At 70.1% G+C, this 14,797-nt stretch carries 18 protein-coding genes; 12 read left to right on the forward strand and 6 right to left on the reverse strand.

The annotated features are described in order from the left end of the window. Positions 1 to 380: 380 nt before the first annotated feature. The gene (locus WHI96_RS25020; protein ID WP_337826895.1) at positions 381 to 701 is read right to left on the reverse strand and encodes a hypothetical protein; all 321 of its coding nucleotides are present in this window, start codon (positions 699 to 701) and stop codon (positions 381 to 383) included. A gap of 746 nt (positions 702 to 1,447) precedes the next feature. Between WHI96_RS25020 and WHI96_RS25025 the strand changes: the two genes are divergently transcribed. The 7 genes from WHI96_RS25025 (at position 1,448) to WHI96_RS25055 (ending at position 6,845) form a co-directional block, all read left to right on the forward strand. Then, complete coding sequence (locus WHI96_RS25025; protein ID WP_345651098.1) at positions 1,448 to 2,794, forward strand: glycoside hydrolase family 140 protein; 1,347 nt, start codon at positions 1,448 to 1,450, stop codon at positions 2,792 to 2,794. Further along, positions 2,791 to 3,063: a hypothetical protein gene (locus tag WHI96_RS25030; protein WP_345651101.1), complete on the forward strand. Its 273-nt coding sequence runs from the start codon at positions 2,791 to 2,793 to the stop codon at positions 3,061 to 3,063. Before WHI96_RS25025 ends, WHI96_RS25030 begins: the two co-directional genes overlap by 4 nt. Positions 3,064 to 3,091: 28 nt before the next feature. After that, positions 3,092 to 3,463, forward strand: a complete 372-nt coding sequence (locus WHI96_RS25035) for a hypothetical protein (protein ID WP_345651104.1) — start codon at positions 3,092 to 3,094, stop codon at positions 3,461 to 3,463. Continuing rightward, on the forward strand, positions 3,453 to 4,967 hold the full coding sequence (locus WHI96_RS25040) for an alkaline phosphatase PhoX (protein WP_345651107.1): 1,515 nt from the start codon (positions 3,453 to 3,455) through the stop codon (positions 4,965 to 4,967). Before WHI96_RS25035 ends, WHI96_RS25040 begins: the two co-directional genes overlap by 11 nt. A gap of 28 nt (positions 4,968 to 4,995) precedes the next feature. Then, entirely contained in the window at positions 4,996 to 6,249 is a 1,254-nt protein-coding gene (locus tag WHI96_RS25045) for a glucuronyl esterase domain-containing protein (protein ID WP_345651110.1), read from the forward strand. A gap of 95 nt (positions 6,250 to 6,344) precedes the next feature. Next, positions 6,345 to 6,521 carry a hypothetical protein gene (locus WHI96_RS25050; protein ID WP_345651113.1) on the forward strand — a complete coding sequence of 59 codons (177 nt, stop codon included), beginning with the start codon at positions 6,345 to 6,347 and terminating at the stop codon, positions 6,519 to 6,521. A 171-nt stretch (positions 6,522 to 6,692) separates the two neighbouring features. Continuing rightward, a complete protein-coding gene (locus WHI96_RS25055; protein ID WP_345651116.1) occupies positions 6,693 to 6,845 on the forward strand; it encodes a hypothetical protein in 153 nt (50 codons plus the stop codon). A 65-nt stretch (positions 6,846 to 6,910) separates the two neighbouring features. Here the strand turns inward: WHI96_RS25055 and WHI96_RS25060 are convergent, their stop codons facing one another. Then, a complete protein-coding gene (locus WHI96_RS25060) occupies positions 6,911 to 7,987 on the reverse strand; it encodes a coiled-coil domain-containing protein (RefSeq protein WP_345651119.1) in 1,077 nt (358 codons plus the stop codon). A 332-nt stretch (positions 7,988 to 8,319) separates the two neighbouring features. On the opposite strand from WHI96_RS25060, the gene WHI96_RS25065 reads away from it, so the two are divergent. The 4 genes from WHI96_RS25065 to WHI96_RS25075 all read left to right on the forward strand — a co-directional run bounded on the left by WHI96_RS25065 (position 8,320) and on the right by WHI96_RS25075 (position 11,051). Further along, the gene (locus WHI96_RS25065) at positions 8,320 to 8,904 is read left to right on the forward strand and encodes a recombinase family protein (protein ID WP_345651121.1); all 585 of its coding nucleotides are present in this window, start codon (positions 8,320 to 8,322) and stop codon (positions 8,902 to 8,904) included. A 225-nt stretch (positions 8,905 to 9,129) separates the two neighbouring features. Then, a complete protein-coding gene (locus WHI96_RS25070; protein WP_345651124.1) occupies positions 9,130 to 9,495 on the forward strand; it encodes a hypothetical protein in 366 nt (121 codons plus the stop codon). 128 nt (positions 9,496 to 9,623) lie between these two features. Continuing rightward, positions 9,624 to 9,839, forward strand: a complete 216-nt coding sequence (locus WHI96_RS27955; protein WP_425571687.1) for an FDXHR family putative zinc-binding protein — start codon at positions 9,624 to 9,626, stop codon at positions 9,837 to 9,839. Positions 9,840 to 10,100: 261 nt separating this feature from the next. Next, positions 10,101 to 11,051 (forward strand): hypothetical protein, encoded by a 951-nt coding sequence (locus WHI96_RS25075; RefSeq protein WP_345651126.1) that lies wholly within the window; start codon positions 10,101 to 10,103, stop codon positions 11,049 to 11,051. Positions 11,052 to 11,076: 25 nt separating this feature from the next. Here the strand turns inward: WHI96_RS25075 and WHI96_RS25080 are convergent, their stop codons facing one another. After that, complete coding sequence (locus WHI96_RS25080) at positions 11,077 to 11,754, reverse strand: hypothetical protein (protein WP_349302454.1); 678 nt, start codon at positions 11,752 to 11,754, stop codon at positions 11,077 to 11,079. A 130-nt stretch (positions 11,755 to 11,884) separates the two neighbouring features. Between WHI96_RS25080 and WHI96_RS25085 the strand changes: the two genes are divergently transcribed. Further along, positions 11,885 to 12,184 carry a hypothetical protein gene (locus WHI96_RS25085; protein ID WP_349302455.1) on the forward strand — a complete coding sequence of 100 codons (300 nt, stop codon included), beginning with the start codon at positions 11,885 to 11,887 and terminating at the stop codon, positions 12,182 to 12,184. 58 nt (positions 12,185 to 12,242) lie between these two features. Here the strand turns inward: WHI96_RS25085 and WHI96_RS25090 are convergent, their stop codons facing one another. The 3 genes from WHI96_RS25090 to WHI96_RS25100 all read right to left on the reverse strand — a co-directional run bounded on the left by WHI96_RS25090 (position 12,243) and on the right by WHI96_RS25100 (position 14,471). After that, entirely contained in the window at positions 12,243 to 13,325 is a 1,083-nt protein-coding gene (locus WHI96_RS25090; protein WP_345651134.1) for a zeta toxin family protein, read from the reverse strand. Beyond that, positions 13,322 to 13,603 (reverse strand): hypothetical protein, encoded by a 282-nt coding sequence (locus WHI96_RS25095; protein WP_337826953.1) that lies wholly within the window; start codon positions 13,601 to 13,603, stop codon positions 13,322 to 13,324. The genes WHI96_RS25090 and WHI96_RS25095 overlap by 4 nt, the downstream gene beginning before the upstream one ends. A gap of 121 nt (positions 13,604 to 13,724) precedes the next feature. After that, positions 13,725 to 14,471, reverse strand: coding sequence for a GntR family transcriptional regulator (locus WHI96_RS25100; RefSeq protein ID WP_337826954.1), 747 nt, complete (start codon positions 14,469 to 14,471; stop codon positions 13,725 to 13,727). Positions 14,472 to 14,797: the final 326 nt, after the last annotated feature.

The following is a 14,797-nucleotide window of genomic DNA, read 5'->3' on the forward strand; positions in this document are numbered from 1 at the left end:
GCATTTCACTGACGCTGATTCGGACACTCCTGGGGCGGGGCTTCGGTCAGCCGCTCCGGCTCGAACAGCGCTGTTACGGATCGAGCGCGCGGCCCGGCTTGCGCGGTCGAGCCGCTCCGAGCCCTATCAGCGGCGGACCGGGTCGCGGCGGTCGCGGTCGGCCTCGGAACGCGGCCGCATGAGAGCTGTCGCCAACGTGGTGATCCCCCAGGCCACGGCGACAACCAGAACCGCCACCGCGACCATCGGAACCAGCGTCGCAGCATCCGCGCACGATGTCGGAACGGGCGCACCGGGGCCGCCTCCTGCCCCGCTGGCCGCGGCACAGTCCTGGCGCCCCGGCCCATCGGCCCTATGAGAGTCGTACGAGGCTCCTCGAGTCAGCGCTCCAGCTCGAACAACGCTGCCTGCGCGGCCGGTGCCGCTAGCGGGAGCTGTGCGGCTCGGTGAGCGCACTTTCGGCAGGTGGCCGGGTCGTCGGTGGCGATGAGGTCCCCGGAGGCGGCGAATCCCGACCAGCCCTGGTGGCAGGCGGGCACGGGCAGGATCAGCTCGCCGAGCCACGGCCGCCAAGCCACCTCGTGCACGATCCCGGACCGGCCAATACGCAGGCGGCGGCCGGTGAAGTGCTCGGCCTGCTCTTGGGCGAACCCTTCGGGGTTGACTCTGGCACGGGGAAACAGCTCCAGCGGTGCCGCCATCCCGAACCTCCTTGTAGGCCTCTCACCTGCAGGTCACCACCTTGGCACGGGACTCCGACAGTCCGAGTGCGACGACCTGGGATGCGACCTGCTCGCCATGGTGACCACGGGAGTCGGGGGCAAGGTGGTCGGCAGACCACCGCGGCAATCACCAGGGGCCTGCCATTGCGAATCCAGGCAAGCCGATGGTCGAACATGCCCAGCGTCGGGCATGCAACGACAATTCCCCCGAGGTAATGACTTCGAATCGCTTCGGGGCATCGGTGTCCAGCAAGCCAGTGCAGGCACGGATGCTTCGACCCGCTGGCCTGCACGTCGTGATGCTCCGACCAGGCCACGAGTGCTTCGCGCGCTCCCTCTGCAAGGACGCCACCGGGCCACTGGCGAATCCCCCGCCGATTCGCTCGACGCTTTAACGTGTTCACGTTAAACCTCCACGACTCCACACAGCATCATCCTTGCTAATTATCCCGCCCCCCGTTCCGAATTGAGCGGCAGGGCGCGAACGGAGCCATCGCCGTCGCGTAGACACCCTGCGAGGCGCCCGTCAGCTCATCTGCGGTCGGAGCATCCTCACCGCTCACGGTCGTATCATCTTGCTTACCGAAGTTGATACGCTCGGGTACAGTCCCGCCCTATGAGGAAGTGCGGCACCGAGTCTCGCGTGCTGGACCCGGTCTGTGAGGGGAGCCAGACCGAGTCCGGCGCTTGCTCGCCTCGGCAGACCTGACCCCCAGGAGATCGAGGTGTGTGCTCGACGACTCGGCCTGGCCCGGCCGACGGTCTCGGTCTGTGCGGCCGTTGCGGTGGCCCTGAGCGCCAGCCTGCTCGCGACCCCCACAAGCGAACGCGCGGCGCATCGTGCGGCCGACAACCAGTCCTCTGCGAGCGATCCGCCGTATCTGCAGGTCGACGGTCGGTTCCTCGCCGCGGACGGGGAGCCGTTCTTCTGGCTGGCCGACACCGCGTGGGCGATGCTGGGCAAGCTCAGCGAAGACGAGACCACCGAGTATCTCGACGTTCGTGCTGAGCAGGGGTTCAACGTCGTCCAGACGGTGGCGATGTTCCCCCAGGCCGGGGCCGAGTCCCCCGGTGACACCGTGGACGCCGCGGCTGAGAACGACGAATTCTGGGATCGGGTGGAGTTCGCGATCGATGCGGCCGCCGCGCGGGACATGTATCTGGCGATCCACCCGGTGTGGGGCGACAAGCAGACCGGCTCGGCGATCACGGAGTCGTCTGCCCGTGGCTATGGGGAGTTCCTGGGCGAGCGGTTCGGTGCCCGCGACAACGTCACCTGGACCCTCGGCGGGGACCACCCCGCCGACGGGGAAGAGCAGTTGTGGACCGAGCTGGCCGAGGGCCTCGACGCCACCGGCGGGACCCAGATCAAGACCTACCACCCGCGCGGGGATCAGTCGTCGGCGACGTGGTTCGCCGCCGCGGATTGGCTGGATTTCAACATGATCCAGGGCGGGCACTGTCTGCGCTACGACGTGCGCGCAGACCTGGTCGAGTCGACCTACGGCGCGGACCCGGCCAAGCCGTTCCTCGACGGCGAGCCGATCTATGAGGAGCACCCGTACTGCTGGGAGCCCGAGCAGGGCTTCTCCACCGCACTCGATGTGCGCCGGGATGCCTACTGGTCGGTGCTGGGCGGGGCGGCCGGGCACACCTACGGCCACCACGCGGTGTGGCAGTTCAACGACGGCGGCGACGGGGAGCTCGGCGCGCGCGGGAGCTGGACCGAGGCGCTGGAGTTCCCCGCCGCCGGGCAGATGCGCCACCTGCGCGAGCTGATGGAGTCGCTGCCGTTCACCCGCGGCGAACCCGACCAGTCCGTGCTGGGCTCCGAGCCGGGGTCGGGTGCGGAGCGGGTCGTGGCCAACGTCGCCTCCGATGGCTCCTACCTGCTGGTCTACAGCCCCGCCGGTGAGGGGTTCTCGGTCGACACCAGCGTCGTGACCGGCAAGCCGAAGGCGTACTGGTTCAACCCCCGCACCGGCGAGTTCGACACCACCAAGGTCACGAAGACCTACAGCCCGCCCACGAGGGATGAGGACTGGCTGCTGCTGGTGGAGGACACGGCATGACCAGCAACCACAGGGGCCTCGACAACGGCGGTGGAGCCGACGACGGCGAGTTCGATGCCGATGACCCCGACGACTACGGGCACGTGCCGTTCCCGGCCCGGCGGCACTGCCGCGGGATCGACGGGCCGGGTGGGCAGGTGACTGCGCGGTTCGCCGATGGGTCGCTGTGGTTGGCCTACACCGGCACGGGCGAGGGCCGCTCGGACTGCACGGGTGTGTTCGATCCGCTGGCCACCGAGGACTACCGGCCACCGACCGAGCACGACTGACCAGTACCCCCGAGGAGTGGAGGATGCGATGAGCAGCGGAGACGACCAGTACGACGGGCAGGCCCCGGCCTACGGTCACGGCTTCGAGGCCCGGCCGTTGTGGTCGGTTCGTGATCGCGACGCCGAGCAGCTGCGCGAGCTGTTGCGCCGGCGCGGCTTCGTCGAGTTCACCGAGGGCGGCGACGGGTTCGTCGTCGAGCATCCCGACGACGAGGGGCCGATGCTGCTGGTCCACACCAGGCAGCCGCGATCCGAGCGGGTCGCCGCCGAGCAGGACTACGGGCGTCTGCTCGAGCAGGCTGGGTACCGGTTCGCGCCGAACGCGACCGGCGACGGTGAGGGCTGGCGGGTCCGGCCGCAGCCCGCCGCAGCAGGGGACACGAGCACCGATGGTGCTTGATCGGCGCGCGTTCCTGGCCCGCTCCGGGCAGGCGGGGATGGCGGTGAGCCTGCTCGGCGCGGTCGATGCCCTGCTGGCGGCGCCGGGGGCCCGCGCCCAACCCGCCGGGTTCGGCGGCTATGGGCCGCTGGTCGACGACCCCGACGGGCTGCTCGCGCTGCCCGAGGGCTTCTCCTATCGGGTGGTGACCGAGGCCGGCACGACCCGCATGAAGGGCGGGGAGCCGAGCCCGGGGATTCATGACGGGGCCGCGGCGTTCGACGCCGACGACGGCAACGTGCTGGTGGTGCTCAACCACGAGGTGCGCGGCGGCCCGGACGATGACGGCGCCGTCCCTCACGAGGAGGGCCTGGTGTATCGCGACGATGCCGGGGGTGGCTGCACGATCATCAAGACCAGCCCGGAGGGTGAGCTGCTCTGGGAGCAGGTCGGGCTGGCCGGGACCTCCACCAACTGCGCGGGCGGGGTCACCCCGTGGGGCACGTGGCTGACGTGCGAGGAAACCGAGGACGACCGGCACGGCTACGTCTTCGAGGTCAACCCGCACGACCTCGACGACAACCAGGACCCCACCCCGATCACCGCGCTGGGCCGATTCGTCCACGAAGCCCTCTGCATCGACCCCGACACCCTGACCATCTACCTGACCGAGGACACCACCGACCCACTCGGCACCGTCTACCGGTGGACACCACCCTCGGACTTCCGCGGCCGCCCCGGCGAGCTCGCCACCCTCGACACCGATGCCGGCGAGCTGGCCGCGCTGGTGTGCACCGATGACAGCGGCGCCCAGGTCGACGACCTCGCCCAGGCCACCGAGGTCAACACGACCTACGAGGTGGAATGGGCCCCGGTCACCGATCGCGGCGCCGAGAACGGGCCGCTGCGGGCGGCAGAGGGCATCACCCGCGCCCACAAGCTCGAAGGCGCCTGGTGGGCCGACGGGGGCGCCTACCTGGTCTCCAGCTACGCCGACTCCCACCGCGGCCAGATCTGGCACCACGACCCCGCCAAGGCCACGTTGCGGTTGACCACGGTCTTTGGCACCGACGCCGACGGCGAGACCGTCGAAGCCCCCGACAACATCGTCGCCGCACCCTATGGCGGGCTGATCCTGGCCACCGATGGCGAGAGCGACAACCACCTCGCCGGGGTCACCCGCGACGGGACCGTCTACCCGCTCGCGCGCAGCCAGATCGGCTCGGAGTTCACCGGGCCCGCCTTCTCCCCGGACGGTCGGGTGCTCTTCGCCGGCATCCAGAAACCCGGGATCCTGTTCGCCATCACCGGCCCCTGGCAGGAGTCCGCCCCCGCCCCTTCCTCATCGGGCGGTGGTCCCCGTCCCTCCACCGAGGGCGACAACGCCACGGGCGAGAAGCGGAAGCGGGGGTCGTCCAGCCGCTCCGAGACGTCCTCGTCGCGCAGCTCCGAGTCGCGTCGGCGCAGCTCGACCCCACGCTCGGGGGCAGGTCGGTCGTCGGGGGCATCGGCCGACGGTGGGTAGCGACGTGCACCGACGGATTCGGGTCGCCGTGAGCGGGCTGGCGGCCGCGGGTGCGGCGCTCGCCCTCGCCGCAGCTGCCGGGGTGCCGGTTGCCGCGGAGCATCCCGCGCCGGCGCGGATGGCGGTCGCGCTGCGCGCCGACGACAAGCCGCTCGATGAGGAGAGCGGCGCCGGGGGCGCGGGTGCCACGATGAGCCTCGGCGGCACCCGGGTTCCGGACCCGCTGGTGCTCGACAACGGCGACACCGTCGACAGCATCGACGACTGGGAGAGCCAGCGGCGCCCCGAACTGCTGGAGGCCTTCGCCGACCACGTCTACGGCCACACCCTGCCCACGCCCGAGCCCGACGAGGTCGCCTTCGACGACCAGCCCCTGTCCGAGGGTGGGAAGAAGGTGCGCATCGAGGTCACCGGGCCGGAGGGCTCGGCGAGTTTCACCCTGCGGGTGTTCGTCCCCGAGGGCGGGACGCCGAAGGGCACGTTCCTGCTGATCGACCACCGCGGCTCGGTCGGTGACGAGCCCGGATCGTCGGGCTACGCCCCGATCCCCACGATCCTCGACGCCGGCTACGCCTTCGCCGCGCTCGACGCCGGTGAGGTCGCCCCCGATGACCCCGGCAGCTACCGCTCCGGGGTCATCGACGCCTTCTACCCCTCCGGCACTGAGCTGCCCGACGATGCCGGGCGTGCCATCAGCGCGTGGGCTTGGGGTGCCAGCCGCGCCATGGACTACCTCCAGGACGATCCCGACATCGACCCGGACAAGGTCGCGGTCATCGGCCACTCCCGCGGTGGGAAGGCCGCGCTGTGGGCCGGAGCCCAGGACACCCGCTTCCCCGTGATCGTGTCGAACAACTCCGGCTCCACGGGCGCCAAGCTGGCCCGCCGCGACGACGCGGGCGAATCCATCGCAGCCATCACCGACGCCTTCCCGCACTGGTTCCCACCCACCTACAGCGACTACGCGGGCAACGCGGACTCGCTACCGGTCGATCAGCACGAACTCCTGGCCTTGATCGCGCCGGGGCGGGTCGTCGTCGGCAGCGCCACCGAGGACGGCAACGCCGACCCCCAGGGCGAGTTCCTGTCCTACCTCGGCGCCGCCCCGGTCTACGACCTCTACGGCCTCGGCGACACCGGAATCTCCTCATCCAGCTGGCCGCCCACCACCGACGAGGGCTTCCGCGGCCCGGCCATGAGCTACCACCTACGCTCCGGCGGCCACGGCCTCGACGAGGCCGCCTGGGACATCTACCTGGCTGGCAAGCTGTTCAAGCGGTAAGGGTGGGGCAACATCAGAGCTACGGACAATCTGTTCGCGCGGTAGATCTGTACAGGAGCGGCTCCTCACATGCGTGGCCTACTACGCCGTTTCTCATGGCGCGCCATCAGCGCGGCGATCTCGGCAACCGCCGCGTCCGGCTCCTTGGTCATAACCAGCTCCTCGAGGTAGGCCTCCAGAACATCCTGGATCCCGATCCGCTTAGCGCGCTCGCCACGCTGCGCACGGGCAAGCGCCCTAAAGACCTCGAACCGAGCAGCCAACTTTCTTGATACGCGCACAGTCATGATCTGGGTATCTCCGGACGACCTCCGCCCCGCTGACCTGCTGTCCGACACGATGAGATACCTCTCCGTTGATCATGCTGAACTGCAGCAAACGTTCCTGCTCAGTGTGCATCACGCTTCAGGAGACCACTACGGATGAGCTGAAGGAGAGCGTTCATGATCAACCTGCCGCAGCCGGCCGATGCGGCGCCGCCGTTCTGCCACGCTGTCGTGGAGCTGGTGCACCGGACCTTGCACGCCCCGAGCTGGACGCCATGGGTACGGCTCGTAGTCCTCGTGGTGCTGCTCGCCGCGGTGGGCTTGTTGTAGCCGGAAAGCGGGGCGCGCCTGTCGCTGCCTGCGAGCCGTTCGGGAGCACTTCGCTCCCGAACGGCTCACCGCTGACGCAGAGCGGTGACGAGCGCCGTGATGTCGTCGGGATGTAGCCGCTGCCCAGTGGTTTCGCCGACACGTCCGACGGCGGTGCGGAGTTCCCCAACCTCGACGGCGTAGGCGTCGCGTTCCTGATGGGCCGCTATGAGGTCGGCACGGAACTGGTCGCGCTCGGTCCGGTCTGTGACCGCGGTTGCCCGAACCTCCGCCAGCTCTTCGCGCAGCGTCGCGACGTCGGTGCGGGCCAGCTCGGCGGCAGTGCGATGGTTCTCGACATCGCGGCGCAGCGCCGCGGTGGTCTCGGTCAGGCCGGCGTGTTCGGTCCGCAGTTCGTCGAGGGTGGCTCGCAGCTGGTCGAGCTGGGTGCGGGCGTCGTCGCGTTCGCGTTCGCGGGCGGTGGCCTGGCGCTGGGCGGTGTCGCGGTCGTGTTCGGCGGCCCGGGTGGCCAGGACGGCCTGCTCGCGGTCGTGGCGGGCCTGGTCGGCGTCGGCGCGGGCCGCGCGGGCGTCGTCGTGTGCCTGGTCGCGGGCGGTGACGGCGTCGGTGGCTTGCTGGCGGGCAGCACCGAGGGCCTCGGTGGCGTCCAGGGCGGTGAGCGCGGCCTCGTCGGCGCGGGTGAGGGCCTCGGCGCGTTCGCGGCGCGCGTCGGTCGCGGCCGACTCGGCGTCGCGGGTCCGCCGAAGTGCAGCGTCACGATCCTGCTCGGCCTGCTGGCGGCCGGAGTCGGCCTCCGCGGCCCTGGCACGAGCCTGCTCGGTAGCGGTGAGCGCGTCGCGCTGCACCTCATCGAGGCGGTCCTGCACAGCCTGCAGTGCGGCGGCGAGTTCGGCGACCGGGCCGGCCACCGCAGTGACGTGTTCGCGTAGCCGGTCGGCGTCGAGGGCGAACGCCCCGGCGCCGGTGTCCAGCCCGAGCGCGCCCAGGGCCTCGCGTTCGGCGCGGGCCATCTGCGCACACGTCTTGCCGCCCTCCCAGCGGGTGTCGCGGCAGAACGAGCGCGGCCGACCTCCTTGGGGTCCGGGAGGCGGGAGCTCGGCCCGACAGCGGCTGTATCCGCAGCGTACGGCGGTGTCGACCATGCTCGACAGCCTACCTGATCAGTGGTTTATAACTTCAAAACCCGATTTTAGTTTGTTCGAACGTATCCATGAGCCAACGGAAGCATCGTTTCGTTGGCGCGAATCGGACGTCGTTCCTGGCGGCGCTACATGCTGTTCCCCACCTCCTTGAGTAGAACTCGTGAGCCGGCAGTGCCGGCGGTCAGCCACGAGGGCCTGTCCCGATAGCCGAACCCCTACCGGGACACCCCCGCCCCGGCCAGCGCCGAAGCATCGGCCCAGTACGAGGTGTCCCGTAAGCCTGGTTCGGTGAATAGTTCCGGTGAGGGGGCCATAACCGGCAGACTGCCCCGGTGACCGGACTGCTGATCGGCTACGCCCGCTGCTCCACCGACGCCCAGGACCTCACCGCTCAACGCGACGCCCTCACCGCGCTCGGCGTCGCGACCGAGCGGATCTACGTCGACCACGGCCTCACCGGCACGAACCGCGCCCGGCCCGGGCTACGCGAAGCCCTTGCCGCATGCCGCGCCGGCGACACCCTCGTGGTCACGAAGCTTGATCGCCTCGCCCGCTCGGTGCCCGACGCCCGTGCGATCGCCGACGAGCTCACTGCCGGCGAGATCAAGCTCTGCATCGGCGGCTCGGTGCACGACCCCACCGACCCAATCGGCCGACTGCTGTTCAACGCACTCGCCATGATCGCCGAGTTCGAGGCCGATCTCGTCAGGATGAGGACACGAGAGGGTATGAAGGTCGCCAAAGCCAAGGGCCGGCTGCGCGGCAAGCAGCCCAAGCTCTCGCCGCGGCAGGAAGCACACCTCGTCTCACTCCACGCCGCCGGCGAGCACACCATCAGCGAGCTCGAGGAGCTCTTCTCCGTCACCCGCTCCACGGTCTACCGAGCGCTCTCCCGCGCTCGCGCGAAGGTGGGCTGACCCGACCGGCTCGGCCGTTACCTTGCACTTCGGGCCGTCGCCAACTGCGGTCTCCCGCGCAACCACCATCCGCAGCTCAAGAGGCTACTCAGCTATATCCGCCCGATTTTCGGCGAGAACTACGGCGACCCCGACTCCTCGAGCGACCGCACGGGTCCACGCTACTCACCCACTGCTTCAGTACAGGTCTGTACTAATACAGTACAGGTATATACTATTGTGGGGGTGAGAGTCTCCGTAGACGAACTTCGCCCGGACGTCGCCGCCTGGCTGGGCAGGTTCGAGACCACCGTGACCGAGGTGGAGGCGGAGCAGCTCACCGCGGCGTTCGACCGCGTCCTTGCCCGCTACCCGAGTGTCGACCAGGCAGAAGAGCGAGAGCTCGCGCTACTGGGAGTCAAAGGCGTGGTCCTGCGCGAGCAGTCGCTGGAGCAGGTCGGCACGGCATGGCAGCAAGCCCGAGACGCGGAGCGGGCGGCGATGTACCGACTCACTGGCGCCATGCTGGCGACCACCGAGGGGTCGGAGTACCGCCTGGCGACGCGCGCCGGGGTGCACCGCTCGACCGTGCGGAAGGCGCTGGGCAAATGAGGGCACCGCCGCGAGCTGGCCCACAGGGACCCGTCTGACCGCGCGAGGAGACCCTCATGAGCAGTATCCGCCCGAGCCCCGCGCCCGTCTGCAGCGACACCGGTCCTCCCTACCGATCCGGACGAGGCATGGCTACGCCGATCGCGTGCTGCGGCCGTCGGTGGGCCGGCGCTGACCGCGCCCACTGCTGTCGGCGACACCGCGGCTGCGGGCACGTGTTCGACGATGCTGACCTGTGGGACGCCCACCGCCCCCGAGGCCGCTGCCTCCCGCCGGACGAGCTAGGACTGGTCTTGACCAGCGAGAACGTATGGGTTCGGGTCCTACTCAGCCCTAGCCCCTGAACTGGTAATCCCCGGCGCGGCATCTCCCGGCGTCGCCCGAACACGCGTCGGAATGCTCGAGCCTGGACAAAGCCAACGGCTACCGCTGGCGCCGACCCACGTGTCTGACACACCCCCACCCAGGAGGCACCCAGTCATGACCGCGACAAGCTCTGACCCGCGGGTGAACCCGCACCACCCCGAGCACGTGCACGACTGGCACGGCCAGTACAGCGACAGCGGCCGCTACGAGGGCGACACGTGCCGCTGTGGAGCGACCCGATGACCGGCCACGCCACTCAGCCGATCCCCGTCGCGGTACTTCCAGACACCGGCATGGTGTACCGGCAGATGGATGACGGCGCCTGGTATCCGCTCGATGTGGACACCCCGACCGGTTCGGTCGCGCTGCACGACTGCGATGCTGCCGCGCTGGTCCGGTACGCCCCCGTCGCGGCGAGCGCCGACCCGGCCAGGCCTGATCTGACCGTGCACGATGTGCTCGCCACGCTCAGGGAATGGCTTGACGCCACCCCGGCCAACTCTCAGTACGGGGACGCGCTCCGGGACGTGATCGCGTTGGCGGCCCCGGCCAGCGGCCCGGAGTACGCAATCATCGAAACGAACCGCGGAGACGGCATCGAGTACCCGGTCGCGGAGCGGAACACGAACGGGACGACCGGGTGGCGGGTCGGCGACGAACTGGTGCCGGACTCGGCCGTGACGCACGTCGAGCCGGTGACCGTGATCCGACGCGACCCGGCCCCGGCCGTCGACCTGTCGTGGCCCGTCGACAGACCCGACCCCATCAACGCGCTCCGGGATCTCCCCGGAGCCCAGCCGCACATCGACATCGTCACGGCCCGCCTGTACGCCCTCCTCCCGCCCGCACTTGAGGCTGGCTGCCCGGAGTGCGGCAGCGACGACTGCGACGACTACGACTGGGCGACCCGCGCCCGGCTAGAAGCGGCGGTCCTGGCGGTGTTCGAGGAGTACGGCTACCGCGAGGGTGGTTCGTTGGCGCGGCTCGCCGTCATCGCCATCGAGGAGCTCGACACCGCCGCCGCACCGGACGGCCCGTGGCGGGCCGTTCACGACCTGTCCGTGGTCGCCGCGGACGGCGAGCAGATGGCGCAGGCGTTCGACGAGTCGACTGCCCTGCTGATCGCGAACGCCGTCAACGCCTACCGCGCCGGGGGTTCCTCTCCCGCGAGCACGGACGGAGGCCAGTGATGGTCGACAGGCTCGAGGTAGTGGCTCAGCTCAGCATGGCGGGGTCGAACTCGGCGCCGGTGGAGTACAGCAGGCTGTAGGTCAGGAGCACGCCCTCGTGGTCCAGGGCGCCTTGCTGGAGCCATTGGTCGGCCACTGCCGGCCACCCGCCCTGTTCGTCGGCGAAGGTCGCGAACAGCCCGGTCAGTGTCTCGGCGACCTCGGTGTAGCGGTCCGGGCTGGATACCCAGCGCTGGAGCACTGTCGCGATCGTGGCCGCGGCCGCGGCGTCGTAGCGGCTTTCCTTGTTCTTGTTCGCCCACAGCTGCAGCTCGAAGAGCCGGACAGCTTCCCAGGAGCCGGGACGGCCCGCGGCGAGCTGCCGCCGGGTCACCTCGTAGCTGTGTGGGGCCGCGAGGCCTCCGTTTCCCTCCCGCAGGCGTCCGAAGGCGATCTGCACGGCGACAGCCGTCGTGTACGCGGCTTTGCGTCCGGCGACCGTCCACGCTCGACGCAGCTCGGCCACGTCCGCCTCGGTTGGGGGCACCACCGGCCGCAGCGGCCCGCACTGCTCGGCGAGCTCCCCCGGCGTCAGGAGCCGCTGCGCCTGGTAGTCGCTGGCGTCCCGATACCCCAGGGGCCCGCCCAGGCCGCCGTCGTTGCTGAGCATCCAGCCGCGGTGCTCAGCATCCACGACGCGGGAGGGCAGCTGCTCGTCTGGCATGGCGGGGAGTGTGCCAGCCCGCACCGACGAGTCCGCGCGATGGAGCTCCCCCTGCTCATCAGGCAGCTCTTGGCTCGCACCGGCGGCGGTTACCACGCTCGCCAGAGTCGAACACCTGTGCGATTCTGGGGTGGTGGTGAATGAGTCTCCGGCCCAGCGGCGGGCGTCCCGGCTGCGGGAGAACAAGCGGCGCTGTCACGAGGCGGCCGGGGTGCTGCGGCACCGGATCAATCAGGGCCTGTACGCCGGGATGCGTGGCACGACGGAGGGGTATGCGCTGGCTGCGCTGCTCGAGGCGGCGGGGTTCGAACTCGACCGCCTGCCGCAGCTGACCGCGCGCGCGACCCTGGCCAGCGTCGACGAGCTGCTCGACGATGCCCCGACCAAGCCCGGGGCGGTGGCACCGCTCACGGCCGGCGAGGGGTTCTGACGGGATCTGCGCATCGACGCTCCGCAGGAGCACTCCCCCTGACCGCGCACGCGGGCGATCAGCGGGTTGGGCCTGGTCCGCGGCGCCGCTGTGCGGCAGTCGGCGACGGTGCGGTCGCGGTGTCGGGTCCGGTGCTTGGGCGCCGTGGTGGACGTCCGGCGGTGGGAGGTCGGTGCAGCCTGCGTACGGCCACTGCGGGGTGTGTCAGGTCGCGGTTGTTCTGCCGGAGCAGCTCGGGTGCCTGGTAGGCGGCGAGACGTTCGGCGGAGGGGGTGAGGAGGTCGGCGGCGAGCTGCTCGACGTGGTGCAGGCGTGGTCGCAGGTCCTCGGCGAGGGTCGTGCGCAGCTGGTCCTGGACGACTTCGTAGTTGCGGATCTCCTCGGCGTCGAGGGGCCGGTGCCGCTCGATCTCGATCGCGTGGGCGAACCCGGGCGGCCGGCGCCATGCGCCGCGTTCATCCAGCTCGTTCACATAGGCGGGCCCCTGTTCGTCGACGGTGCGCCGATACACCGCGACCACGTCTGCGGCCTGGCGCTCGTCGATCAGGCGTGCGGTGTCGACGATGCCGCGGTAGGAGCGTTCCGCGTTCTCGGCGACGGTCAGTCGCCCGGCTCCGCGCTCGTTGACCTGTTCTTGGTAGCGGTGCAGCACGCCCTGCAGGCTCTGGCTCTCGTGGACTCCGAGGGCCAGAACGGCGATGCGGTAGTCGGCGGCGCGGTAGGCGGCCAGCGTGTCGAGGGATTCCTGCGGGTCCTGCGCGGTCTCGTGGAAGACCGCGTTGAGTCGATGCTCGCGCACGTACTGCTGGACTCGGGCCATCCAGGCACGGCCGTCTGCCCGCGTGGCTGCCGCCATCAGCTGGTCGTCGGTGGCCATCAGCTCGTGGTAGTCGGGATGGAACGGCTTGTAGAGGTCGCTGTCGATCTCGACCACGCCGCCCTCGGAGGCCAGCTCTGCCCGGATACGGGCCGCGTGCGCCGACTTCCCGGCACCGGGTTGGGCCATGAGCACGATGAGCAGGGGCTGGTCCTGCGGTTCGAACCGGGCCAGACGCAGTGGAACGATCTCCTCGCGGAAGACTCGCTCGTTCTCCTCGGCCGAGAGCCGGTAGTGGGCCAGGTCGTCGTGCTCGGGGTTCACCGGAGTTCGGCCCGCAGTCCGTCCAGCACGTGGCGGTAGGAGCTGCGTACGGCCGCGATCTCGGACTCCTCGCCCGGGTCCAGGGTGCGCTGGCGCTGGTCGCAGTCGGCGATCTGTGCGCGCAGCTGGCGGATCCGTTCCGGGTCGGGCCGGCTGCTCGCGCGTTCATGGTTGAGCAGGGCGACGTAGCAGCCGATCACGTCGTTGATGAGTTCCTGGGTCGCTTCGTAGGCGACGGCGACGTTGCTGTCCCAGGTGTGCGGGGGAAGCTTCTTCACCACTTCCTCGGCAGTGGTCGGCCGGGTCGGTCTCGTCAATGCGAACTCCCATCCCGCCGGTGCATGCGGCGGCTCAGTGTAGCGAGGAAACGCTGGTGCTCGGGTCGAAGCAACGAGCTGGTCATTGGGCGGGTAGGTCGTAGGCGAGGGTGAATCGGTCGCCGAGCATGGTGATGTTGTTGACCTCGACGACGCGTTCGGTGGTGAACGCCCGGCGGGTCAGCCGGAACACCGCGGTGCCGGCGGCGACGCCGAAGGTCTCGGCTTCCTCGACGTCGGCTTGCCCGATGCGGACGGTCTCTTCGAAGCGGTCGAGTTCGTGTCCGGCTTCCTCGAGGCGGGCGTAGATCCCGCCGGGGCCGGAGTCTTCCTCGTGCATCTCGGGGGTGGCGAGCGCGGAGGGCAGGTAGCTGGTGGCCAGTTGCACGACTTCGAATCCGGCGGACATGGTGCGGTCGCGGACGAGCAGCTCCTCGCCGGGGTCGATGTCGAGCTGGTCGGCGAGTGTGTCGGTGGCCGGTTCGGTGCGGACGGTGACCTCGCAACGCGGGGTCCAGCCGCCGGTGTGGGCGTCGGTGGTGAACGCGCCGCGGCCGGCGGCACGTTCGGCGCGGCTGAGTCGGTTGCGGGCGGAGCGCAGCATCGGCCGCTGTGCGCGGGCGTAGACCCCGGAGCCGCGTTTGAGCTCGACCAGGCCCTCGGCGCGCAGGATCTCGACCGCGTTGCGCGCGGTCATCGGCGACACGTGGAAGCGCTCGGTCAGCTCTGCCCGGCTGGGCAGGGGCACCCCCGGGGGATAGTCACCGGCCAGAATCGACGCGCGCAGCTCGGCAGCAATCTCCCGTGTCCGGTTCGGCCGTTTCGCCATACCCCAACCGTACCCGTATAGCCAACTTGCGCGTGGTGGACATCCCGAGGCCCGCGTGTCGACTTCAGTCGATCCGGTCACGGGGGCCCCGTATCGGCCTGCGAGGCCTTTACCCGAAACGGCTCGGCCGGAGCAGATCACGCATCGCGGCCACGGGATCAGAGCAGGAGTGAAAAGCAACTCTGCCATCCTGACGCAATGAGGCTTTCCCAGTAGTGGCGGCTCCGGACGGCGACACGCCGAGGACACGGAGATGATCAACAGGGGCGCGGGACCCCGGTAGGAGAGGTCGGTCCGTCCAAAGATCGACTCTCACCGAGGTCCCG

Origin of the sequence: Pseudonocardia tropica, assembly GCF_040105315.1 — a bacterium.
Classification (GTDB): Bacteria; Actinomycetota; Actinomycetes; order Mycobacteriales; family Pseudonocardiaceae; genus Pseudonocardia; species Pseudonocardia alni.

Coding starts and splice junctions, on each gene's coding strand:
- WHI96_RS25020 (WP_337826895.1), bottom strand. CDS start 701: ATGGCGGCACCGCTGGAGCTGTTTCCCCGTGCCAGAGTCAACCCCGAA.
- WHI96_RS25030 (WP_345651101.1), top strand. CDS start 2,791: ATGACCAGCAACCACAGGGGCCTCGACAACGGCGGTGGAGCCGACGAC.
- WHI96_RS25035 (WP_345651104.1), top strand. CDS start 3,092: ATGAGCAGCGGAGACGACCAGTACGACGGGCAGGCCCCGGCCTACGGT.
- WHI96_RS25040 (WP_345651107.1), top strand. CDS start 3,453: ATGGTGCTTGATCGGCGCGCGTTCCTGGCCCGCTCCGGGCAGGCGGGG.
- WHI96_RS25050 (WP_345651113.1), top strand. CDS start 6,345: ATGGCGCGCCATCAGCGCGGCGATCTCGGCAACCGCCGCGTCCGGCTC.
- WHI96_RS25055 (WP_345651116.1), top strand. CDS start 6,693: ATGATCAACCTGCCGCAGCCGGCCGATGCGGCGCCGCCGTTCTGCCAC.
- WHI96_RS25060 (WP_345651119.1), bottom strand. CDS start 7,987: ATGGTCGACACCGCCGTACGCTGCGGATACAGCCGCTGTCGGGCCGAG.
- WHI96_RS27955 (WP_425571687.1), top strand. CDS start 9,624: ATGGCTACGCCGATCGCGTGCTGCGGCCGTCGGTGGGCCGGCGCTGAC.
- WHI96_RS25075 (WP_345651126.1), top strand. CDS start 10,101: ATGACCGGCCACGCCACTCAGCCGATCCCCGTCGCGGTACTTCCAGAC.
- WHI96_RS25080 (WP_349302454.1), bottom strand. CDS start 11,754: ATGCCAGACGAGCAGCTGCCCTCCCGCGTCGTGGATGCTGAGCACCGC.
- WHI96_RS25100 (WP_337826954.1), bottom strand. CDS start 14,471: ATGGCGAAACGGCCGAACCGGACACGGGAGATTGCTGCCGAGCTGCGC.